General features: G+C 57.1%; 20 protein-coding genes. 9 read left to right on the top strand and 11 right to left on the bottom strand.

Annotation, left to right across the window (positions count from 1 at the left end; translation table 11 throughout):
* Positions 1-5: 5 nt before the first annotated feature.
* The 4 genes from bglJ to pobA form a co-directional block, all read right to left on the bottom strand.
* The gene (gene bglJ / locus CWM58_RS22750; RefSeq protein ID WP_061155854.1) at positions 6-680 is read right to left on the bottom strand and encodes a DNA-binding transcriptional activator BglJ; all 675 of its coding nucleotides are present in this window, start codon (positions 678-680) and stop codon (positions 6-8) included.
* A complete protein-coding gene (locus CWM58_RS22745; RefSeq protein WP_100681858.1) occupies positions 641-1,363 on the bottom strand; it encodes a helix-turn-helix transcriptional regulator in 723 nt (240 codons plus the stop codon). The genes bglJ and CWM58_RS22745 overlap by 40 nt, the downstream gene beginning before the upstream one ends.
* 264 nt (positions 1,364-1,627) lie before the next feature.
* Positions 1,628-2,509: a helix-turn-helix domain-containing protein gene (locus CWM58_RS22740; protein ID WP_061155855.1), complete on the bottom strand. Its 882-nt coding sequence runs from the start codon at positions 2,507-2,509 to the stop codon at positions 1,628-1,630.
* Positions 2,510-2,525: 16 nt separating this feature from the next.
* On the bottom strand, positions 2,526-3,710 hold the full coding sequence (gene pobA / locus CWM58_RS22735; RefSeq protein ID WP_061155856.1) for a 4-hydroxybenzoate 3-monooxygenase: 1,185 nt from the start codon (positions 3,708-3,710) through the stop codon (positions 2,526-2,528).
* 281 nt (positions 3,711-3,991) lie between these two features.
* Here pobA and CWM58_RS22730 point away from each other — a divergent pair, with 281 nt between their 5' ends.
* The 6 genes from CWM58_RS22730 (at position 3,992) to opgB (ending at position 9,723) form a co-directional block, all read left to right on the top strand.
* Positions 3,992-4,768 carry a threonine/serine ThrE exporter family protein gene (locus CWM58_RS22730; protein WP_008807542.1) on the top strand — a complete coding sequence of 259 codons (777 nt, stop codon included), beginning with the start codon at positions 3,992-3,994 and terminating at the stop codon, positions 4,766-4,768.
* On the top strand, positions 4,759-5,232 hold the full coding sequence (locus tag CWM58_RS22725; RefSeq protein WP_012542936.1) for a threonine/serine exporter: 474 nt from the start codon (positions 4,759-4,761) through the stop codon (positions 5,230-5,232). Before CWM58_RS22730 ends, CWM58_RS22725 begins: the two co-directional genes overlap by 10 nt.
* Positions 5,233-5,334: 102 nt before the next feature.
* Entirely contained in the window at positions 5,335-5,874 is a 540-nt protein-coding gene (gene dnaT / locus CWM58_RS22720) for a primosomal protein DnaT (RefSeq protein ID WP_061155857.1), read from the top strand.
* A 2-nt stretch (positions 5,875-5,876) separates the two neighbouring features.
* Positions 5,877-6,614: a DNA replication protein DnaC gene (gene dnaC, locus CWM58_RS22715; protein ID WP_008807545.1), complete on the top strand. Its 738-nt coding sequence runs from the start codon at positions 5,877-5,879 to the stop codon at positions 6,612-6,614.
* Positions 6,615-6,679: 65 nt separating this feature from the next.
* Positions 6,680-7,174: a DUF2501 domain-containing protein gene (locus CWM58_RS22710; RefSeq protein WP_061155858.1), complete on the top strand. Its 495-nt coding sequence runs from the start codon at positions 6,680-6,682 to the stop codon at positions 7,172-7,174.
* A 257-nt stretch (positions 7,175-7,431) separates the two neighbouring features.
* The gene (opgB, locus tag CWM58_RS22705; RefSeq protein ID WP_100681857.1) at positions 7,432-9,723 is read left to right on the top strand and encodes a phosphatidylglycerol--membrane-oligosaccharide glycerophosphotransferase; all 2,292 of its coding nucleotides are present in this window, start codon (positions 7,432-7,434) and stop codon (positions 9,721-9,723) included.
* Between the two features lie 60 nt (positions 9,724-9,783).
* Here the strand turns inward: opgB and CWM58_RS22700 are convergent, their stop codons facing one another.
* The 3 genes from CWM58_RS22700 to CWM58_RS22690 form a co-directional block, all read right to left on the bottom strand.
* Positions 9,784-10,746 (bottom strand): Rpn family recombination-promoting nuclease/putative transposase, encoded by a 963-nt coding sequence (locus CWM58_RS22700; RefSeq protein WP_162678026.1) that lies wholly within the window; start codon positions 10,744-10,746, stop codon positions 9,784-9,786.
* Between the two features lie 135 nt (positions 10,747-10,881).
* Positions 10,882-12,327 carry a tagaturonate reductase gene (locus CWM58_RS22695; RefSeq protein ID WP_100681856.1) on the bottom strand — a complete coding sequence of 482 codons (1,446 nt, stop codon included), beginning with the start codon at positions 12,325-12,327 and terminating at the stop codon, positions 10,882-10,884.
* Positions 12,328-12,338: 11 nt separating this feature from the next.
* A complete protein-coding gene (locus CWM58_RS22690) occupies positions 12,339-13,361 on the bottom strand; it encodes a zinc-binding alcohol dehydrogenase family protein (RefSeq protein ID WP_100681855.1) in 1,023 nt (340 codons plus the stop codon).
* A gap of 136 nt (positions 13,362-13,497) precedes the next feature.
* Here CWM58_RS22690 and CWM58_RS22685 point away from each other — a divergent pair, with 136 nt between their 5' ends.
* Positions 13,498-14,412, top strand: a complete 915-nt coding sequence (locus tag CWM58_RS22685; protein WP_100681854.1) for a GntR family transcriptional regulator — start codon at positions 13,498-13,500, stop codon at positions 14,410-14,412.
* A gap of 179 nt (positions 14,413-14,591) precedes the next feature.
* Positions 14,592-15,953, top strand: a complete 1,362-nt coding sequence (locus CWM58_RS22680) for an MFS transporter (RefSeq protein WP_100681853.1) — start codon at positions 14,592-14,594, stop codon at positions 15,951-15,953.
* A 3-nt stretch (positions 15,954-15,956) separates the two neighbouring features.
* Here CWM58_RS22680 and CWM58_RS22675 read toward each other — a convergent pair whose 3' ends face one another.
* Positions 15,957-16,793, bottom strand: a complete 837-nt coding sequence (locus tag CWM58_RS22675) for a GNAT family N-acetyltransferase (RefSeq protein WP_100681852.1) — start codon at positions 16,791-16,793, stop codon at positions 15,957-15,959.
* 32 nt (positions 16,794-16,825) lie between these two features.
* Between CWM58_RS22675 and CWM58_RS22670 the strand changes: the two genes are divergently transcribed.
* Complete coding sequence (locus tag CWM58_RS22670; RefSeq protein WP_074387147.1) at positions 16,826-17,359, top strand: GNAT family N-acetyltransferase; 534 nt, start codon at positions 16,826-16,828, stop codon at positions 17,357-17,359.
* A gap of 29 nt (positions 17,360-17,388) precedes the next feature.
* Here CWM58_RS22670 and CWM58_RS22665 read toward each other — a convergent pair whose 3' ends face one another.
* The 3 genes from CWM58_RS22665 to CWM58_RS22655 are packed head-to-tail and all read right to left on the bottom strand — an operon-like array spanning position 17,389 to position 21,631.
* Positions 17,389-18,399 (bottom strand): Ldh family oxidoreductase, encoded by a 1,011-nt coding sequence (locus CWM58_RS22665; RefSeq protein WP_100681851.1) that lies wholly within the window; start codon positions 18,397-18,399, stop codon positions 17,389-17,391.
* Between the two features lie 10 nt (positions 18,400-18,409).
* Positions 18,410-20,011 carry an APC family permease gene (locus CWM58_RS22660; protein ID WP_100681850.1) on the bottom strand — a complete coding sequence of 534 codons (1,602 nt, stop codon included), beginning with the start codon at positions 20,009-20,011 and terminating at the stop codon, positions 18,410-18,412.
* Positions 20,012-20,026: 15 nt separating this feature from the next.
* Positions 20,027-21,631, bottom strand: coding sequence for an aldehyde dehydrogenase (NADP(+)) (locus CWM58_RS22655; RefSeq protein ID WP_100681849.1), 1,605 nt, complete (start codon positions 21,629-21,631; stop codon positions 20,027-20,029).
* Between the last annotated feature and the right edge of the window lie 7 nt (positions 21,632-21,638).

The raw sequence follows: 21,638 nt of genomic DNA, 5'->3' as shown, positions 1-21,638 counted from the left end.
CCGCGTTACGCCACCTGTTTAACGGCGTTGTTCGCGCCATTCACCGGTAAATGCAGCAAGATATCCGCCGCGTTTAATAAACCAATGTCTGAGCGAACGCCGAGCTTGGTCATGGCGTTAAATTTATGCGCGCGGATAGTTTTAATGTTCCGGTTCAGCTGTATCGCAATTTCAGAAAGTGAATATCCCCAGGACATATAGCGAAGAATGGCGTGCTCTGTTGGGCTTAACGGATCGTTGCACGCCTCTCTGTCGCAAAATTGCTCGCTGCCGCTGAGATGATGATTGTCCAGCAGCTGTAACAAACTCTCCTGTAATCCGCGTCGCGGTGCGGATTTATTCAATATGCCATGCAGGCAGGCCGGCATAAGATGGCCGATCAGGTGCATTTCACTTTCATTATTAGCGAGAATAATCGTTTGTACTTCCGGTCGGCCTCGCGCCATTTCATGAAGAAAAAGTAGACTCTCGGCTCTTGATGAACGACTCCCCGAAAGTGAAAAGATAATTGCTGACCAGGGAAATGATGTTTCCACTGCCCTGAGCGTACTGACATTTTTAAAAAAATGAATATGGTATCGGCTATTATCTTCACGACTAAAGATATAGCGCCAGGCCATTTCCGTCATCACACATTTTTCTACGATGGCGACATGGCGGGTTGTGCTATTTTTTTCCATTCCATTTGCTCCCCGTAAGCTGAATTGATATTCAGCTCTTGCATTCCCTGCACGCTGTTGATCCAGGCATACATTTCAGCATTACTTCGCAGTGATAAGCGTCGCATTGCGCTATTTTTCTGCGCACTGATGGTTTTATTACTCTTTTTCAACAGCGCGGCGATCTGATTAATTCCCCATCCCTTTGCCAGAAGACGCAAGACCTTGCGTTCCGAAAGGGTCAGCATCGCCACAGAGTGGTAGCTTGCGAAATCGCTATCCTCGTCTCCGGTGAACAACGTCCGGCTAATTTGCTCGGCAGCACGACTGCCGGCGCAAATCACCTCAATCAGCCGGTTAACCGGCTCGCTCTCGGAGATCAGCGAGCTTTCAGGGCGAATCAATAGCTCAACGGCCAATGGATAGAGGCTGTCGCTGACCATAAAAACCCAGTGAATATCGCGATACTGGGTCATCAGGGAGTAATAACGCTCGCAAACGGCCCGGGGATGCGCAATCTCGCCGGAGATATCCGCGACGACCAGCACCGCCCGCCGCAGTTGCAAAAGGGTGAGCTCATCATGAGAACGACAAAAGCTGAGTTCGTAGTCAGGAAGATTTTCATTGAAGATAACCTTTAACCCTGACTGCATGACGGGAATTTTACTAATAACGACACCAAACTTACCTTGTCCTGGTAACATAACACCTCCGCTTCCTGTCGAAGTTCCTTCGCCTGCCGAAAAACAATTGGCGCTTAACATCACCGCCATATCATTCTTTGAATGAATATAAAAACTATATTCATGGCCTGCGTACACGGTATACGTAACGACCGAACCGTGGTCATACCGTGTAAATATTATTACTGTGTATACTTGCGATTAATATTAGCACAGACGCTCCTGCGCTAATAAATTAGAAAAGATAAAACTATCATTAAGCAAAAGTAATTTCAGGCACCAACGTTATAAAGCATTATCTTTGATTGTTTCCCTAAATGCTTTAGGCGACATGCCGCTATAGCGGCGGAAAAAGCGAGAAAAATAGGCGGCATCACTAAACCCTAAGTAATCAGAGAGTTGCGTCACCGTCATGCGGGTGTACTGCAGATTGCGTCGCGCTTCAAGCATCAGGCGTTGATGCAATACCCCCAGAGCGCTACAGCCATAGAACTCGCGGCATAAATAATTTAAATGCGTGACCGACAACCCAATCAGCTTCGCATACTCCGCCAGCGGGAGATGCTGTCGGTAGTGACTCTCAATAAGCCGGGAAAAGTGACGCATCATACTGCGCTTCCGCTCCGCTTTATCTTCCGCGGGCGGTGCGGGGTGGCACTGCCGGTTCAGCCAGACCAGCAGCGTCCCCAGCAGCGAGTACAGCATCATCTCCCGCGCATCATGCTCTTCGCAATACTCCTCGCGAAGCGCGGAAAATAGTGTATGCATACGCCCCCGGGAACGGCCTACCGGCACGCACTGCGGTACGCTAAGCACATCCAGCGGCCGACCGAACTGATTTTCAAACCGGCTCAGCAGCGGCAGCGCCAGAGAGAGCACATACCCCTGCGTCCCGGGCGAAAAATGAAACCCATGAATACAGAGGGCGGGAACCACCTGGATACAGGACGCCGTCATCACCGCGGTGGTACCTTCAATTTCGATCTCTGCCCGGCCCTGATGCAGATACAGGAGCTGGACCATTTCCGCATGCTGATGAACGCGAATATGCCACTCGTACAGACTGCTACGCTGCAAAATGGACTCACAGTGCAACAGGTCCGGCGTTGGCCAGCCGCGCTCTTCGCCATACAGCTTAAATACGGGGACGGCTTGCATGGGCGGCATAATCACTCCTCTTTAGTCAGGTAACGCGTTCCATGGGCAAGCCCACGTAGTTTTCCGCGATGGTGGTCAGCCCGGCACGGGAGCCAAGATAGTAGCGGCGGTCGGCGGCCTGCATTTTGGCGTCGAACGCGTTCTGGTCCGGGAAATCGTGCAGCAGGCGGGTCATAAACCAGCTAAAACGTTCCCCTTTCCAGACCCGATCCAGCGCCAGTTGCGAGTAGGTCGCCAGCAGATCGCTGCGGCCACGATGGTAGTATTCGCGCAGGATCCGCCACAGGTAGTTAACGTCCGATGCCGCCAGGTTTAACCCTTTGGCGCCGGTTGGCGGAACGATATGCGCGGCATCTCCCACCAGAAACAGCCGCCCATACTGCATCGGCTCCACCACGAAACTACGCAGCGGGGCAATGCTCTTCTCAAGTGAGTGACCAGTCACTAACCTGGAGGCCAGGTCCTCCGGCAAGCGGCATTTCAGCTCCTGCCAGAAACGTTCGTCCGACCATGCTTCAACCTTATCGCTCAGCGGAACCTGCAGATAATAGCGGCTACGCGTAAGTGAGCGCTGACTACACAATACAAACCCCCGCTGATGGTGCGCATAGATCAGCTCCGGATTGACCGGCGGCGTATCCGCCAGCAGACCTAACCAACCGAACGGCCACACGCTCTCGTAGGTTTTGAGAATGTCAGCGGGAATGCTTTGCCGTGACACTCCGTGAAAACCGTCGCAACCGGCGATGAAGTCGCACTCCAGGCGGCAGGTTTCACCTTCGCTGAGGTAGGTGACCGTCGGTCGGTCGCTTTTCGCGTCATGAATAGCCACCTCGCTCACGCCATAGACGATCGGCGCGCCGCTGGCGGCCCGGGCCGCCATCAGATCGCGGGTCACTTCCGTCTGGCCATAAACCATCACGCTCTTGCCGTCAGTCAGCTCGCTCAGTGCGACGGGTACCCGCTGGCCGTCAAACAGAAACTCCACCCCATGATGCACCAGGCCTTCGGCATCCATCCGCTGCGCCACGCCGGCTTCGCGTAGCAGATCGACGGTACCGCTTTCCAGAATTCCCGCACGGATGCGCCCCAGCACATACTGTGGCGTTTGACGCTCGAGGATCACGGTATGGATCCCGGCATTGTGCAGCAACTGCCCCAGCAGCAGCCCGGAGGGGCCTGCGCCAATAATCGCGACCTGTGTTTTCATAGGGTTGTCTCACTCTTGCAGGGTTAATTATTTGTATAATTTTTGTTTAATAAAAGTTCTTTCCTGCATTTTTGATAAGTCAGACGGGAAAAAGAAGGGATGAATGGCGACAAAAATTGCACTTTTCACCAAACTGGCAAAAGTGTGGGACGCTTCAAATTCTGCCGCCCCGCCAACTGGGACATTTTTGCATATTATTTGATCCCGCCCCCCTCAGCCGCTACGGCGCTTCAGGTTAAAGTATCGACAGATAACCAGACGTCGCGGACAGCAGAGGAATTATGCAGGTTGATCGGTCACAGCAGCGGGCAATCACACGATTGTGCATCCAGTGTGGTCTTTTTTTGTTACAGCACGGCGCCGAAAGTGCGCTGGTGGAAGAGCTTTCCACCCGCCTCGGACGGGCGCTGGGAATGGACAGCGTCGAAAGCGCCATCTCGTCTAATGCCATCGTGCTGACCACCATTAAAGATGGCGAATGTCTCACCTCAACGCGTAAAAATGTCGACCGCGGCATCAATATGCATGTGGTGACGGAAGTTCAGCATATTGTGATCCTCGCCGAACATAAGCTGCTGGACTATCGCGACGTCGAGAAGCGCTTTGCACAGATCGTTCCCTTGCGTTATCCGCGGTGGCTGCTGGTCATCATGGTGGGGCTCTCCTGCGCCTGTTTCTGCAAACTGAATAACGGCGGCTGGGACGGCGCGCTGGTCAGCTTCTGCGCCAGTACGGTAGCCATGTACATTCGTCAGGTGCTGACCCACCGGTCCATGCATCCGCAGATCAACTTCTGCATCACCGCCTTTGTCGCCACCACCATCTCCGGGCTGCTGCTGCGCCTCCCGGCCTTTGCCAGCACGCCAACCATTGCCATGGCCGCCAGCGTTCTGTTGCTGGTTCCGGGTTTTCCTTTGATCAACGCCGTCGCCGATATGTTTAAAGGGCATATTAATACGGGGCTCGCCCGCTGGGCTATCGCCAGCCTGTTAACCCTTGCCACCTGCATTGGCGTGGTGATGGCGATGACCGTATGGGGGCTGCGCGGATGGGCATAATCTCGTTTATTTTCGCACTGGCGGAAGACATGCTGCTGGCGGCTATCCCCGCCGTCGGTTTTGCCATGGTCTTTAATGTCCCCCAGCGCGCCTTGCGCTGGTGCGCGCTGCTGGGGGCGATCGGCCACGGCTCGCGCATGGTCATGATGAGCGCCGGTTTTAACATTGAATGGGCCACCTTTCTCGCCGCTCTGCTGGTGGGCAGCATCGGCATTCAGTGGTCACGCTGGTATCTGGCGCATCCGAAGATTTTTACCGTCGCCGCCGTGATCCCGATGTTTCCCGGCATCTCGGCCTATACCGCGATGATCTCCGCGGTAAAGATCAGCCATTTTGGCTATTCTGAAGAGATGATGATTTTGCTGCTGAGCAATTTTTTAAAGGCGTCGTCTATTGTGGGCGCCCTTTCTATTGGCCTGTCGATACCCGGTCTGTGGCTGTATCGCAAGCGCCCTCGCGTCTGACCCCGGCGTCGCGGTACAGCCGCGACGCTCCTTCCGCGATGGGCTCTGTGCTACTATGTGCAGATCACCCCACTCTTTGCAGTTCAGAGTTGAGATAGAGTTATGTCTTCGCGAATTTTAACCTCCCATTTTAGCGGCCTGGAAGAGTTCCTCCAGCAGCACGCGACGCTGCTGGCGAAATCGACTGACGGCACCGTTGCCGTTTTTGCCAATAACGCGCCGGTATTCTATGCGCTGACGCCAGCACGGCTGGCGCAGTTGCTGGAGCTGGAAGCCAGGCTGGCGCGCCCCGGCAGCGACATCGCGCTTGACCCGCAGTTTTTCGAGGAGCCCGCCGCGGCGCCGGTTGCGGTGCCTATGGGCAAATTTGCCATGTACGCGGACTGGCAGCCGGACGCCGATTTTCAGCGCCTGGCCGCGCTGTGGGGCATTGCCCTGAGCCAGCCAGTCACGCCGGAAGAGCTGGCCGCCTTCGTCGCTTACTGGCAGGCGGAAGGTAAAGTGTTTCACCACGTGCAGTGGCAGCAGAAGCTGGCGCGCAGCGTGCAAATTAGCCGCGCCAGCAACGGCGGACAGCCGAAGCGCGATGTGAACAGCGTGAGCGAACCCGACAGTCATATTCCGCGAGGTTTCCGAGGATGAGCATGAAAAACGTGGGCGATCTGATGAAGCGTCTGCAGAAAATGATGCCGGCCCATATCGAACCGGCGTTTAAAACCGGCGAAGAGCTTCTGGCCTGGCAAAAAGAGCAAGGCCGGCTGCGTTCCGAAGCGCTGGAGCGGGAGAACCGCGCGATGAAAATGCAGCGCACCTTCAACCGCTCAGGGATCCGCCCGCTGCATCAGAACTGTTCCTTTGATAACTACCGCGTCGAGTGCGAAGGACAGATGAACGCCCTCGCCCGCGCACGTCAGTATGTGGAAGAGTTCGATGGCAATATCGCCAGCTTTATCTTCTCCGGCAAACCTGGCACCGGCAAAAACCACCTGGCGGCAGCCATCTGCAACGAGCTGCTGCTGCGCGGGAAGTCGGTCTTAATCATCACCGTGGCCGATATTATGTCGGCGATGAAAGATACCTTTGGCAACCGGGAAACGAGCGAAGAGCAGTTGCTGAGCGACCTCAGCAAAGTCGACCTGTTGGTGATTGATGAAATTGGTATGCAGACGGAGTCTCGCTATGAGAAGGTCATTATCAATCAGATAGTTGACCGTCGTTCTTCATCCAAACGGCCTACCGGGATGCTCACCAACAGCAATATGGAAGAGATGAACAAGCTGCTCGGCGAGCGGGTAATGGACCGTATGCGGCTGGGGAACAGCCTGTGGGTTATCTTCAACTGGGAAAGTTACCGACACCGCGTCACTGGCAAGGAGTATTAAGAGATTTCCGGACGACGACGGCGTTATACTAAAGCGATTATTCAGTCACGCTTATGAGTCCGTCTATGAAATTGTTTAAAAATGGCTTACTTGCCGCGCTTGCCGCCAGTGCATTTACCCTCGCCGGCGCCCACGCTGCCTCCTGGCAGGATTCTCTTAACAGCGCCGCCAGCCAGCTTAGCGGCAGCAGCACCCAGGCCGGCAGCGGCGGCATGTCCGTCTCCTCGCTAACCAGCCTGCTCAGCGGCAGCAACCAGTCTCTGACCGCCAGCAGCATGAATAATGCGGCCGGGATCCTGTCATATTGCGCGCAACAGAAGCTGGCCTCCGTGACCAGCGCCGATAACGTCAAAAACCAGGTGCTGGATAAACTGGGACTCAGCACGCCGGAAAAACAGAAACAAGACACCAACTATCTCGATGGCCTACAGGGCTTGCTCAATAGTAATAACGGCCAGCAGCTGGACCTGAATACGCTTGGCAACAGCTCGCTGGCGAAACAGGTGAAAACCAAAGCCTGCGATCTGGTCTTAAAACAGGGCGTTAACTTCCTCTCCTGATACGTACTGCTAATGCCGCGTTTGTCGCCTTCGCGACGGCAGCGCGGCCTGAAACGGTTTTTTTACCCTTTTTCCCTCTCCGCTTCCCCGCCACACCCGATGCGACACCGATCAAAAAAGGCAACATCTAAACCAATTCTGAATAACTGCACAGTTTCATGACGCTAGAATTGCAGCAAGATGGCGCTGCAATTACAGTGTGGCGTGAAAAGTAATCTGTTCTGCCAGCCGACAACTGGCGCTAATGAGGATGAGCTGTGTCAGAGTTGTTATCCATCGCCTTATTTTTAGCTTCGGTGGTGCTTTATGCCTGGAAAGCGGGTCGTAACACCTGGTGGTTTGCCGCCACGCTGACGGTGTTAGGTCTGTTCGTGGTGCTGAACATCACCCTCTACGCCAGCGACTACTTTACCGGCGACGGCATCAACGACGCGGTGTTCTATACCCTGACCAACAGCCTGACTGGCGCCGGGATCGGCAAATACATTCTGCCGGGCGTCGGCGTTGGCGTCGCGCTGGTTGCCGTCTTTGGCGCGCTGGGCTGGGTGCTGCGCCGCCGTCGGCATCATCCTCATCACGTCGGTTACAGCCTGGCGGCGCTGCTGCTGGCGCTGGCCTCCGTTGATGCCAGCCCGGCCTTCCATCAGATCAGCGAGCTGGTGAAATCGCAGTCACGGGAAGGTGACCCGGATTTTGCCGCGTACTACAAAGAGCCGTCGAAGCATATCGACAATCCACAGCTGAACCTGGTCTATATCTATGGCGAAAGCCTTGAGCGTACCTATTTTGATAACGACGCCTTTCCTAACCTCACCCCTGAGCTCGGCAAAATAAAAGATCAGGGCCTCGATTTCAGCAATACCATGCAGCTCCCGGGGACGGATTACACCATCGCCGGTATGGTCGCCTCGCAGTGCGGCATTCCGCTGTTCGCGCCGTTTGAAGGCAACGCCTCGGCCTCGGTCTCCAGCTTCTTTCCGCAGAATATCTGCCTTGGCGATATCCTGAAAAACTCCGGCTATGAAAACTACTTTGTGCAGGGAGCCAACCTGCGCTTTGCCGGCAAAGACGTGTTTCTCAAATCCCACGGCTTCGATCACCTGTTCGGGGCGGAAGAGCTCAAAACTACGGTAGCGGATCGCGCCTATCGCAACGACTGGGGCTTCTATGACGACACCGTGCTCGATGAGACGTGGAAAAAATTTGAAGAGCTGTCCCGGTCCGGTAAACGCTTCTCGCTGTTCGCCCTGACGGTGGATACTCACCACCCGGATGGCTTTATCTCGCGCACCTGCGAGCGTAAACGCTATGACGTGGACGGTAAGAAAAACCTCTCCTTCAGCGCCGTTAGCTGCAGCCAGGAACATATCGCCGCGCTGATCGAGAAGATCAAAGCCTCACCCTATTTCAAAAACACGGTCATCGTGGTCTCTTCCGATCACCTGGCCATGAAAAACAGCGCCTGGGATTATCTCAACAAGCACGATCGCAGCAATCTGTTCTTCGTGTTGCGCGGCGATCAACCGCAGCAGGAGACGCTGGCGGTGAAACGCAACACCATGGATAACGGCGCGACGGTGCTGGATATTCTCGGCGGCGATAACTTTATCGGCCTCGGGCGCAGCAGCCTCTCCGGCCAGTCGCTCTCCGGTATTTTCTTGAATATGAAAGAGAAAGTGCTGGCCTGGAAACCGGACGTGATCCGCCTGTGGAACTTCCCGAAAGAGATGAAAAACTTCACCATCGACTCGCAGAAGAACATGATCGCTTTCTCCGGCAGCCATTTCCGTTTGCCGCTGCTGCTGCGGGTATCGGACCAGCGCGTTGAACCGCTGCCGGAGAGCGAATACTCCGCGCCGTTGCGCTTCCAGCTGGCCGATTTCGCGCCGCGGGACAATTTCGTGTGGGTCGATCGCTGCTATAAAATGGGGCAACTGTGGTCGCCTGAGCTGGCGCTCTCCACCGACTGGTGCGTCTCGCAGGGGCAGTTGGGCGGTGAGCAGAAGGTCCAGCACGTCGATAAGCCGCAGTGGCAAGGCAAAACCGCTTTCAGGGACACCCTTATCGATATGGAGCGCTATAAGGGGAACGTCGAGACGCTAAAAGTCGTCGACAACGATATTCGCTACAAGGCCGACAGCTTCGTGTTTAACGTCGCCGGCGCCCCGGAAGAGGTCAAGCAGTTCAGCGGCATTTCGCGTCCCGAGTCCTGGGGTCGGTGGTCCAACGCCCAGCTGGGCAGCGACGTGAAGATTGAATATAAAGAGCCGCTACCGGAAAAATTTGATCTGGTGATCACCGCCAAAGCCTACGGCCCAAACGCCAATAAGCCGATCCCGGTGCGGGTGGGAGACAGTGAGCAAGTGCTTACACTGGCCAATGACGTAACCACTACGACGCTGCATTTCGACAACCCGTCGCACAGCAACACCCTGACCATCACTCCGCCGGACCCGCAGTCCACCAACGAGGGGAATATCCTTGGTCACTCCCCACGTCAGTTGGGGATCGGCATGGTGGAGATCAAAGTGGTGAAAAGCGAAGGCTAAAATCATCCTGCCCGGCGGGTTTGCGCGCCGGGCAACGGTTGCCGTGGCAGAGCGTTAACCCTACAGCGGCTGTAGTTCATCAGCCGAAAGCCCTGTGATTTTCTGTACCATCTCTTTGTCGAGGCCATTTTGTAACATACTGCCGGCAATACGCAGCGCCTCGCGCCGGCTTCCTTCCTGCAAGCCCTCCTGGTGCCCTTCTTCCCGGCCTTCTAGTCGACCTTCTTGACGACCTTCTTGACGACCTTCTTGCCGACCTTCCTGCTTAAGCTTTTGCGCGATAGACATCAGTGTCTCCTCATACTGTGGCAGACGGCGGGCCAGCCGGCGGAGAAACACGCCCGGCTCGGCCGTATTACCGTACTGCAGCATATAGTGAAACAGTATTCTCAACTGCCGACGGTTAGTGTATCCCAGCATCACAACGGCCGCCAACGACTCCGTTATGCCGCTGAGATCGCGCTGGCGAATATGTTTTTGCATCAGCTCCAGCAAGGCGACTCGCCGATGTTGCACGATGTCATCATCTGGCATCACCGTAACGTCGATCAACGGAAACGGACAGCCATACAGCGTCTTCGCCAGCTGCGGGTCGGCAAATTCATCCAGCCAGTTGAGGGAAAAGGGGTATGGACTGGTCACACCGTGATAAAAAAGCATCGGCACCACCAACGGCAGCGTTTTGTGCCCGGCATCCAGGTGGCGCTGCATCGCGGCAATCGCATAGCGCATCAGGCGAAACGCCATATGGTTATCCGGCGAGCTCTGATGCTCTATCACCACGTAAACATACCCCGCACCGCAGGTGGTTTGTACCGACCAGAGGACGTCCGAATACCAGGCGCGCAGATCCTCATCGATAAAGCTCGCCGATTGCAGTCTCAGGGTCGCGAAATCGCACCGCTGGCGGATCGCTTCTGGAAGGTAGAGGGTGAGGAAATCATTCGCCGTCTCCGGGTGGCGAAGAAATCGTTTAAAGACCGCATCGTGCGGCGTCGAGGTCATCCGTTTTTTCATGGCCATCCGCTTGCCTGAAAGAGAAGGAAAGCCGGACTCTACCACCGGTTTTTACCCGAATGGATTTGACGATAATTTTCTGGGAAGCGCCTCGGAGAATAGCGTAGCGGCCAGCCCGGCTGGCCGCCATCAACAGCCCCGTTACAGCCGCGCCATAGCCTCCCGCATTCCCGCGCTCAAAATCATTTCCAGATAGCGCGTGACCTGGTCGGCAAGGCCGGGAATGGCCGTCAGATCCTCACCCCAGTGCGCTGCATCCTGCAGGACGTCCGTGACCAGTTCATGCAGTGGGCTGCCGTTCGCCACCTGAGCCCATCCTTCGGCAAAACGGGTTAGCCAGACGTCATCATCCTGCAGCGGATACACCTGTCCGTCGCGCTGGCCGCGATAGAAGGCGATAAGCGCCGCCAGGGCAAACGTTAGCCGCGGCGGGATCGCGCCGTGCTGGCGGATAGTCGTCAGCAGCTGCGGCAGGATCCGGGTGCGGAACTTAGTCATGCCATTCAGGGCGATGGAGAGCAATTGATGGTGAATATAGGGATTCAGAAAGCGCCCGGTGACAGCGTCAGCAAACTGCCGTAGCTCATCGGCAGGTAAATCGAGCGCCGGAATAATCTCTTCGCCGATGGTTTGCTGCACATAATGCCGAATGGCCTCGTCCCGCATCGCTTCGCCAACCGTATCCACGCCGCACAACCACGCTACGGGGACCAGCGAGGTATGTGCGCCGTTGAGAATGGCGACTTTGCGCTCTTTGTAGGGGCGAATATCGTCGACGATGCGAATATTGAGCGGACAGCGATCAAGGCGCAGTTTCTTCGCCAGCGCCTGCGGCCCCTGAATAACGAACAGCCAGAAGTATTCGGCGGTATCGAGGAAAGCATCATGGTAGCCCAGCTCCGCTTCCAGCTTTTCTGCTTCATCACGCGGGTAGCCGGTGACGATGCGGTCAACCAGCGTTGAACAAAACGTATTGGCGGTTTCAACCCAGTCGCGAAAAGCCGCAGGCAATTGCCACTCTTCGGCATAGCGCAGCACCAGCGCCTTCAGCGCCTCGCCGTTATAGTCAATCAGCTCGCAGGGGATGATCGTCCAACCCTTATCCACTGCGCCGTTGAAATGGCGGAACCGTTCGAGCAGCAGCTGGGCCAGTTTCGCCGGGAAGCTAACCGGCGGCTTATCGTCAGGCCGGTCTCCGGCGTGATAGCTGATGCCCGCTTCGGTGGTGTTTGAAAATACGAACGCGATCGCCGGATTTCGAGCCAGCGCCAGATAGCCGGCAAAATCCTGCCAGGGATTGATCTCGTTATTAACGGAGCGAATAATCCGCGCCTCGCTCACCGCCTCGCCGCGTTCGTCCAGTCCGCGGATCACCGTGGTGTAGAGTCCATCCTGGGTATTGAGCGACGGCGGAAACGCGGTGTTGATCGGGCGAACGATGGTCACGCCTGCCGCCAGATCGGTTTGCGCGTTCAGCAGATCCAACTGCCAGTCGATAAACGCCCGCAGAAAGTTGCCCTCGCCGAACTGAATCGCGCGCGTCGGGTACTGCGGCCCGGGAAAATCTTGTCTGTTTAACGATTTCATAAGATTACCTGCTAAAAATGAATGACGCCTTTGATCAGCTGGCGATTATTAATCACTTCGCTTTCGTAAATGTCCGCCAGCGACCTGAAATCGTAACGGTGGGTCAGCATCATCCTGGCGGTGATTTTCCCCTCGGCCATCAGCCGCCCGACTTTGGCAAAGTCCTCTTCCGTCGCATTACGACTGCCCATCATCGTCGTCTCTTTCTTATGAAATTCCGGGTCAGAGAACTGCAGTTCCCCCTTAAACAGACCAACAAAAATGATGCTGCCGCCGTGACGGATTAAATTAACGGTGTTATTCATCGCATACTGATTTCCGGTGGCGTCGATCACTTTTTGCGCCAGAGAACCGCCGAAGGCTGCGCACAGCTGTTCGATAAACTGCGGGTCGGAAGGGTCGAGCGTTGTCAGACCAAGGTGCTGCGCCACATGATCGCGCCGCGCCGGGCTGGTATCCGCCACCACCACCTGCGCGCCGTCAGCCTTAGCGATCGCCGCCGCCCCAAGGCCGATGGGGCCCGCGCCAACCACCAGCACCTGCTCCCCTGCCCGGATAGCGGCGCGGCGCACCGCGTGGGCGCTGATGGCGAAGGGTTCAATTAGCGCTGCGGCTTCCGGCTCAACGTCATCCACCACCAGCAGATTTTTGACCGGCACGCAGAGATACTCGCTAAACCCGCCGTCGCGATGCACGCCGATCACCGAAATCTTCTCGCAGCAGTTTGTCCGGCCGCTCAGGCAGGCCGGACACTGGCGGCAGGCGACATAGGGAATTACAGCAACCTGCTGTCCGCTCTTCAAATTAAGAATATTTTTACCCAGCCCAATTATCTCACCGCATATTTCATGTCCAAGAACGCGCGGATAGCTAAAAAAAGGTTGATTGCCGCCCCATGCGTGAATATCCGTGCCACAAATTCCCACCGTTTTTATTTTAATGAGCACTTCATCGTCACCGGGAATGGGAATCTGGCGTTTTTCCCAGTGTAGTTTTTTAGGTTCCTGACACACTAAAGTATTCATCGACGTCATAATAATTGCCTCCGTATTTGTTGGCTTAGATATCGATGAAAAATAGAAACAGAGTGAAACTCATTGCAAAATCTGTGAAATGTCGCGCACAAAACTGTTTTAAATCCGGCTTTAATGGATAAAAAAGGAAAACGTTATGAGTCGCTCACAAAACCTACGTCACAATGTTATTAACCAGGTCATCAACGATATGGCGCGCGGCTTTATCCCCTCGCCGCTACCCTCGCAAAGCGCACTGGCGGAGATGTATAACATCAGCCGCACCACGGTGCGCCATATCCTTTGTCACTTATGCGAGCGCGGCGTCTTGAGCCAGGTCAATCACGACTACCAGATCCTTCGTCAGCCGGAAGTACAGGACGGCTTCGATGGTTCCAGCGCCTCGCTGACCGAACAAAACCGTCTCTTTGAACAAGCGTTTTTTACCATGATTAACCAGCGTCAGCTACGCGCCGGGGAGCGGTTCTCCGAACTGCAACTGGCGCGTGCCGCGGGCGTCAGCCCGGTCGTGGTCAGAGAATTTTTACTGAAATTCAGCCGCTACAACCTGATTGAAAGCGAAAAGCGCGGCCAGTGGAACATGAAAAAATTTGAGCAATCCTGGGCCGAGCAACTGTTCGAATTGCGGGAGATGCTGGAAACCCACGCACTTCAACATTTTCTTAATCTGCCGGACAGCGATGCCCGCTGGCTGCAGGCCAAAACCCTGCTCGAGCGCCACCGCACCCTGCGGGACAGCATCGGCAACAGCTTTCGTATGTTCTCCCAGCTCGATCGTGATTTTCATTCGCTGCTGCTTTCCGCTGCTGATAATATATTTTTTAATCAATCACTTGAAATTATTTCCGTGATCTTTCACTTCCACTATCAGTGGGATGAAAGCGACCTTAAACAGCGCAATATCATCGCCATTGATGAACATATGACGATCCTGAGCGCACTCATCTGTCGCAGCGATCTGGATGCCAACCTGGCACTACGTAACCACCTGAACTCCGCGAAGCAATCCATGATTAACTCTCTCAAGCAAAATGAATCGCTGGCGCATTAAGTACCGATTAAAAACAGAAAATGATTAGCAACAGCACAAATCCAAAAACGTAATCCGGCGCCCTCAAAAAGGTTATTTATGCTGAAAACAAGTCGACTTACTTTACTGTGAAACAGGTGGGTGATGTTTAAACACTTCGTTGTCACTTGGTATTCAAACATAATAATCAGGAGTCAGGCGTGGAATCACAAAATATAACCATAGACCCGCAGACCGACTTTAAAAAGGGGGAAGCGGAAACCCTTTCAGCTCCCTTAGAAAATATACTACAACGTAGTTCTCGTATTAAAAAGATTCAAACAACGGCAATGATTATGTTATTTCTGGCGGCGGTGATTAACTACCTCGACCGAAGTTCATTGTCCGTTGCGAACTTAACGATTCGCGAGGAGTTAGGGCTTACCGCCACTGAAATCGGGGCGCTGTTATCGGTTTTCTCTCTGGCCTATGGCATTGCGCAACTGCCCTGCGGGCCGCTGCTGGATCGCAAAGGTCCACGCATCATGCTGGGGCTGGGCATGTTTTTTTGGTCGCTATTTCAGGCGGTCTCCGGGATGGTGCACAGCTTTACCCAGTTTGTCCTGGTGCGTATCGGCATGGGGATCGGCGAAGCGCCGATGAACCCGTGCGGCGTCAAGGTGATCAACGACTGGTTTAATATTAAAGAGCGCGGTCGCCCAATGGGCTTCTTTAACGCCGCCTCGACGATTGGCGTGGCGATCAGCCCGCCGATCCTTGCCGCGATGATGCTGATGATGGGCTGGCGCTGGATGTTTATTACCATCGGCGTACTGGGGATCTTTGTCGCTATCGGCTGGTATATGCTTTATCGCAACCGGGAGGATATCCCCCTCACCGCCGATGAGCAGGCCTACCTTAATGCCGGAAGCGTCAACGTTCGCCGCGACCCGCTGAGTTTTGCCGAATGGCGCAGTCTGTTTAAAAACAAAACCATGTGGGGAATGATGTTCGGCTTCAGCGGCATCAACTATACCGCGTGGCTATATCTGGCATGGCTGCCGGGTTACCTGCAAACGGCGTATAACCTCGATCTGAAAAGTACCGGGTTTATGGCCGCCATTCCTTTCCTGTTTGGTGCCGCCGGTATGCTGATCAATGGCTACGTCACCGACTGGCTGGTCAAAGGCGGCATGGCCCCGATCAAAAGCCGCAAGATCTGCATTATTGCCGGGATGTTCTGCTCCGCGGCGTTTACGCTGATCGTGCCCCATGCCACCACCTCAATCGCGGCGGTGCTGTTAATCGGTATGGCGTTGTTCTGTATTCATTTTGCCGGAACGTCCTGCTGGGGATTGATCCACGTCGCCGTAGCATCAAGAATGACGGCTTCCGTCGGCAGTATTCAGAATTTCGCCAGCTTTATCTGCGCTTCATTCGCACCGGTGGTGACCGGATTTATTGTCGATACCACCCATTCCTTCCAGCTGGCACTGGTTATATGCGGCTGTGTGACCGCTCTCGGCGCACTGGCCTACATTTTCCTGGTTCGCCAGCCGATTAGTGACCCGCGTAACGACTGAATCTTAACGCCCTGCTGACCGCAGGGCATTCATCGTTGCGCTCATTTCATACTGCTGCAGCGATAGCGGCACATATCCCGCCGCGGCAAACAGCGGCGTAAACGTTTCCGGGACCGTCACCGAAGTACCAATGCCCGGGAACTGCTGCGCCAGCGTCACCAGCAGCTCACGCGCCAGCCCCTGACGGCGGGCGGCGGGCTCCACCCACAGAAACTGCAGTACAGGCCGCGAGCCCGCCGTCGTTAGTACCGCGAAGGCGCGCTGTTCCAGCGTCACGACCTGACATGGCAGGGTGGCGAAGGTGAGCGGATCCAGCAGCCAGGGGAGCTGACTATTATTCTCGTCAATGGCGCGCCGTAGCAGGCCCAGGGTGGGATAAAGCTGTAATACACCCGATACCGGAGCCAGAGGTTCATTGCTCAGGTAACCGCAGAGCCCATAGCGTCGCGTAAAGCCCAGCGCCTGATATAGCGCGACGGCCGCGTGGTTATCGCGGATCACCTCCAGGGATACCGTCTCGCTCCCCTGCTGTTGCAGGCGCATTAGCAGCTCTTGCATCAGTTCCCGGCCCAGGCCTTTGCCGCGCCAGGCCGGGCGCAGGGCAAAGGCGGCCAGGCGAGCGGCACTTCCCCGGCGCGCGACAATCGCGATCGCCGCCGGTTCATCTCCGGCCAGCCAGACGCGGGAATCGATCAGGCTCATCCCCTCGGCGCTAAAACGCTGAACAAATCCCGCCACCGACTGGGTAACAGGCACCAGATAGGCTTCAAAACAGGCGTTGAGAATATCCGTTAACTGCACGCTGCTGAACTGCGTGGCGGGAACGGCGGTCAGCTCCATACTTTTCTCCCGAGGGCTGCTATGCTGAGGTGATGAAAACTAACACTATAACTGCCGGTGCCGTATTACGCCTGACTCAGGAGAGCGATATCGCCCTTCTGCCCGCCATTGAACGTTCTGCCGCCCAGGCATTTCGCCAGATCCCCTCTCTCGCCTGGCTGGCGGACAGCGAGGTGATTAGCGTTGCGCGTCATCATGATTATCTGGAAACAGAGCATAGCCTGCTGGCGGTAGCCGCCGGGCAGCCGATTGGCTTTATTCTGACCGAACCGCTCGACGACGCCTTATTTATCGTCGAAATCGCCGTCCACGAGGACTGGCAGCATCAGGGCATCGGCCGGATGCTGCTGGAGCAGGTTATCGAGGGCGCACGGCAGATGGGCTATCCAGCGGTAACCCTCACCACCTTCCGCGAGGTGCCGTGGAATGCGCCGTTTTATACCCGTCTGGGATTCACCATGCTCGATGAGCTGACCCTGCCTGCCGGGCTGGCGGCAAAAAGGGAACAGGAGACCCGGCACGGCCTGCCGCCCGAGTCGCGCTGCGCCATGCGCCTGTCGCTCTGATGGTCGGCCCCGCCGCGCTCCGCACTTTACTATGGCCGCAAGGCGCAAATCTCATCATGCAATGAACGACTGATAGTGACCCCCTGCCGTTCACTCTGCTGACGGCAGGCGAAACGCCGCTCGCCCGGCAGCCGCGCCCCTTGCTCCTGCATCCCCTTGAACAGCGTTTCGGCGCGCGCCAGCTGCTCTTGTGCCTGCGCGCCGAGAAAACGCTGCGGATCCAGCGCCAGGATCAGCTCGCCGCCGTAGGGGAGACCGCCCGCACCGTTATCCCACGCCAGCGATTCGGCGCTGGTCATATCGCCGATAAGCGGCCCGGCCAACAGCTCGACCATTGCCGCCAGCGCCGAGCCCTTATGCCCGCCAAAGGTTAACATCGCGCCGTTCAGCACCTCCGCGGCATCGGTCGTTGGCTGTCCCTGACTGTCGATTCCCCAGCCTTCCGGTAGCGCTTTGCCGGCACGCTGATGCAGCTGGATCTCACCGCGCGCCGCGGCGCTGGTCGCCATATCAACAATAAACGGCGGTTTGTCCCGCCGCGGCCAGCCAAAAGCGATAGGATTGGTGCCGAACAGCGGACGGGTGCCGCCCGCCGGGGCGACCCAGGCGTGGCTTGGCGTACAGGCCAGCCCCACCAGCCCTGCCTCGGTCAACGGCTCAATATCGGCAAACAGCGCGGAAAAATGGACGCAGCGGTTAATTGCCAGCGCCGCAATACCGCTGTGCCGCGCTTTCTCCAGCAGCAGTGGTAGCGCTCGCTCGTAGGCCAGCAGCGAAAAAGCGCCCCCGGCATCCGCCCGCACAATCGCCGGCGCCTGGTCGTGGATATGCGGCTCGGCATCAGGCGATACCTTACCTTTACGCAAGGTATCGACAATACCCAACAGCCGCCACAGGCCGTGGGAAGCGCAGCCGTCGCGCTCCCCGGCGGCCACATTACGGGCAATGGCCGCCGCGTGGTCGGCGCTAAATCCATTGGCGCTGAGCATTTCCAGCGCCAGGTCATAAGCTTCAGGTAACGAAAGGGTTACCGACTCCATCGTGCTCTCCTTACTCTTCTTCATCTCCGCTAAAATTAGCCTGCGGCAGGCAGCTGCGCGCGCCCCAGTAGTAAATCCCCAACGACATCGCCGCCACCAGCACCGTATCCCAGGGGTGACCGATAACATTAAGCCCGCCGAAGCTGCCCAGCCAGGAAAAGAGGATAATCAACGCATAAAACACGATCAGCCACAGCGACGATTTCACCTGCTGCGCCAGGCTCACGGTATGTTCCGGCACCTTACCTTTGCACATCACATAGACGACAAACATCACGATTTGCAGCCCCAACAGCCACGAGAGCGTATTCCAGCCGGACCAGTAGACAATCAGCGCCGAGATCATAAACGATACCGGGCCGATGATGCCGAAGGCGCGCACGCGGAACGGCCGTGGCAGATCCGGCGCGTTGCGGCGCAGCCCGGCGGCGGTCACCGGGGCGATGGCGTAGCTCAGCACCAGGGCAGCCGACACCACGCTAATGAGCTGTTCCCAGGAGGGGAACGGCAGCGTCCAGAAAATCGACAGTCCAAAAGTCAGCCATAGCGCCGGGCGCGGAATACCGGACTCTTTATCAATATGGGTAAAGGCTTTAAAGAAGGTACCCGCCTTCGCCCAGCCGTAGATCACCCGCGGCGTCGCGTTCATATAGATATTGCCGGTGCCGCTCGGGGAGATGATCGCATCGCTTATCACCATAAAGGCCAGCCAGCCCATCCCGAGGGTAATGGCAATATCGCGATACGGCAGCGAGAACTGTTTGCTCACCTCGGCCCAACCGCCGTTCAGCATTTCGGTGGGGATACTGCCGAGAAACGCAATCTGCAGCAGCACATAGATAATTGTCGACAGCACCACCGATAAAATCAGCGCGATCGGAATGGTTCGCTGCGGCTTTTGCACTTCGCTGGCCACCGAGATAATCGGCGTCAGCCCAAGATAGGCAAAGATAATCCCGCCTGCGCTAATTGCCGCTTCCACCCCGGACATGCCAAACGGCGCAATTCCCTGCGCGTGCAGGTTCTCCGGTTTAAAGAAGGTGAATAGCGTCACCACCACCAGCAGCGGCACCAAAAACTTGAGCACGCTGATGAAGTTGTTTGAACGGGCGAAGGTCTTGACGCTGTAGTAGTTAAGCGCAAAGAAGAAACAGAGTAGCAAGAACTGCACCACCCACCCCAGCAGCGTCGGCGAGCTGGAGCCCGGCTGGGTCAGCGCCGGAAACCAGGCGGCGGCATATTGCCGGGCGGCGACGATTTCAATCGAGATCAGGCTGGAGAACGCAATCAGGGTGATGAACCCCAGCAGATAGCCCATCAGCTCACCGTGGGAAAAGACCGGGTAGCGAATGATACCGCCGGCGCGCGGCAGCGCCGCCCCCAGCTCGCAGTAGACAATCCCCAGCAGCAATACCGCAAAACCGCCAATTACCCACGAGGCGATCCCGGCCGGACCGGCAATGGAGGCCACGTGGCTGGCGGCGAATAACCATCCGGAGCCGAAAATCGCTCCCAGGCCGATAAACGTGAGATCGGTTAGGGTCAGCTGTTTTTTAAACTTACCCGACTCTGCAACGCGGGTTTGACTGTTATGCGTAGAGTGAATGGTCATGGTGATGCCCTTGCGTCAATGAGAGGAGGAAATCGCTTCCCGGGTCCACTGGCCGTTGACCAGGCGCAGCAGGTTCAAAGGGTTCGCATCCTGCAGCGCCGGCGGTAACAGGGCGGCGGGCGCGTTCTGCAGACAGACCGGGCGCAGAAAGCGTTCAATCGCCCGGCTGCCGACCGAGGTCCCGCGTGCGTCGGTGGTCGCCGGCCACGGACCGCCGTGGACCATCGCATCGCACACTTCCACGCCGGTGGGATAACCGTTAAACAGCACCCGTCCGGCCTTTTCGCAAAGCAGCGGTAGCAGGCTCGCCGCCAGCGGGCCATCATCCGCCTCGGCGTGCAGCGTCGCGGTGAGCTGCCCCTGCAGCGCTTTCACCACCGCCTGCAGTTGGGCCGCGTCGTCCACTTCCACCAGTAGCGACAGCGGGCCGAAAACTTCGGTCTGCAGCAGCGTATCCTGCGCCAGCAGATCCTCGACCTGAGCCTGCCACAGCAGGGTCTGCGCCTGCCCGGCGCCGGCAGCGATGCCGCTCGCCAGCTTCTCGATACGCGGGTGCGCCGCCAGTGCCGCCACGCCCTGGCGGTAGTGCTGAAGGGTCGGCGCATTGAGCAACACCTGCGGCGAAGAGCCCGCTATCGCCGCGCACAGCGCCGACTTAAAGCGTTCCAGCCCGGCGCCGCGCAGCGCCAGAATCAGCCCCGGACGGGTACAGAACTGCCCGCCGCCGAGGGTAAATGACGCCACCAGCTCATTCGCCAGCGCTTCGGCCCGGGTCTGCAGCGCCTGCGGCAGAATAATCAATGGGTTAATCGCCGACATTTCAGCAAACAGCGGGATCGGCTGCGGGCGCTGCTGCGCCAACTGATACAGCGCCTTACCGCCGGCCAGCGAACCGGTAAAGCCAACGGCCTGAATCGCCGGATGACGGACCAATTCGGCGCCGATATCGGTCCCAAAAATCATATTGAATACGCCGCCGGGTAAACCGCACCGCGCCACCGCCCTGACGATCGCCTCGGCGGTCAGCTCGGCGGTGGCCATATGGCCCGGATGGGCCTTCACCACCACCGGGCAGCCAGCCGCCAGCGCCGAGGCGGTATCGCCGCCAGCGGTGGAAAAGGCCAACGGAAAGTTGCTGGCGCCAAACACCGCCACCGGCCCTAACGCCTGCTGATACTGGCGCAGGTCCGGGCGCGGCAGCGGCTGACGGTCGGCTAAGGCGGTATCAATACGGGCGGCGAAGGTATCGCCGCGCTGGATCACGCCAGCAAACATCCGCAACTGGCCGCTGGTGCGCGCCCGTTCACCCTGCAGCCGCGCCTGCGGCAGCGCGGTCTCCTGCCCAGCGATAGCAAAAAACGCCTCACCCAGCGCATCCAGTTCATCAGCAATGGCGTTGAGAAAGTGCGCCCGCTGCTGCGGCGTGGTTTGTGAATAAACAGCAAAGGCCTGCTGCGCGGCTTCTGCGGCCTGTGCGGCTTCCCCGCGGGAAGCCGGATAAAAGCGGTGGCCGGTGGCTTCGCCGTCCACCGCCCGCAGGCTCAATAGCGTCGCCTCACCGCTGGCAATACGGCGTCCGGCGATAAACTGCCGTCCCGCCATGGTCTGAGATGCATTCATATTGACT

It is taken from the genome of Klebsiella sp. H-Nf2 (assembly GCF_002806645.1).
In the GTDB taxonomy this organism is placed as follows: domain Bacteria; phylum Pseudomonadota; class Gammaproteobacteria; order Enterobacterales; family Enterobacteriaceae; genus Klebsiella; species Klebsiella variicola.
This window is presented reverse-complemented; position numbering and strand designations above follow the sequence as displayed.

Bases quoted from the DNA above. Each gene is read 5' to 3' on its own strand.
- bglJ (WP_061155854.1), bottom strand. From the start codon at position 680: ATGGAAAAAAATAGCACAACCCGCCATGTCGCCATCGTAGAAAAATGT.
- CWM58_RS22745 (WP_100681858.1), bottom strand. From the start codon at position 1,363: ATGTTACCAGGACAAGGTAAGTTTGGTGTCGTTATTAGTAAAATTCCC.
- CWM58_RS22740 (WP_061155855.1), bottom strand. From the start codon at position 2,509: ATGCCGCCCATGCAAGCCGTCCCCGTATTTAAGCTGTATGGCGAAGAG.
- pobA (WP_061155856.1), bottom strand. From the start codon at position 3,710: ATGAAAACACAGGTCGCGATTATTGGCGCAGGCCCCTCCGGGCTGCTG.
- CWM58_RS22730 (WP_008807542.1), top strand. From the start codon at position 3,992: ATGCAGGTTGATCGGTCACAGCAGCGGGCAATCACACGATTGTGCATC.
- CWM58_RS22725 (WP_012542936.1), top strand. From the start codon at position 4,759: ATGGGCATAATCTCGTTTATTTTCGCACTGGCGGAAGACATGCTGCTG.
- dnaT (WP_061155857.1), top strand. From the start codon at position 5,335: ATGTCTTCGCGAATTTTAACCTCCCATTTTAGCGGCCTGGAAGAGTTC.
- dnaC (WP_008807545.1), top strand. From the start codon at position 5,877: ATGAAAAACGTGGGCGATCTGATGAAGCGTCTGCAGAAAATGATGCCG.
- CWM58_RS22710 (WP_061155858.1), top strand. From the start codon at position 6,680: ATGAAATTGTTTAAAAATGGCTTACTTGCCGCGCTTGCCGCCAGTGCA.
- CWM58_RS22700 (WP_162678026.1), bottom strand. From the start codon at position 10,746: ATGGCCATGAAAAAACGGATGACCTCGACGCCGCACGATGCGGTCTTT.
- CWM58_RS22695 (WP_100681856.1), bottom strand. From the start codon at position 12,327: ATGAAATCGTTAAACAGACAAGATTTTCCCGGGCCGCAGTACCCGACG.
- CWM58_RS22690 (WP_100681855.1), bottom strand. From the start codon at position 13,361: ATGACGTCGATGAATACTTTAGTGTGTCAGGAACCTAAAAAACTACAC.
- CWM58_RS22685 (WP_100681854.1), top strand. From the start codon at position 13,498: ATGAGTCGCTCACAAAACCTACGTCACAATGTTATTAACCAGGTCATC.
- CWM58_RS22675 (WP_100681852.1), bottom strand. From the start codon at position 16,793: ATGGAGCTGACCGCCGTTCCCGCCACGCAGTTCAGCAGCGTGCAGTTA.
- CWM58_RS22670 (WP_074387147.1), top strand. From the start codon at position 16,826: ATGAAAACTAACACTATAACTGCCGGTGCCGTATTACGCCTGACTCAG.
- CWM58_RS22665 (WP_100681851.1), bottom strand. From the start codon at position 18,399: ATGGAGTCGGTAACCCTTTCGTTACCTGAAGCTTATGACCTGGCGCTG.
- CWM58_RS22660 (WP_100681850.1), bottom strand. From the start codon at position 20,011: ATGACCATTCACTCTACGCATAACAGTCAAACCCGCGTTGCAGAGTCG.
- CWM58_RS22655 (WP_100681849.1), bottom strand. From the start codon at position 21,631: ATGAATGCATCTCAGACCATGGCGGGACGGCAGTTTATCGCCGGACGC.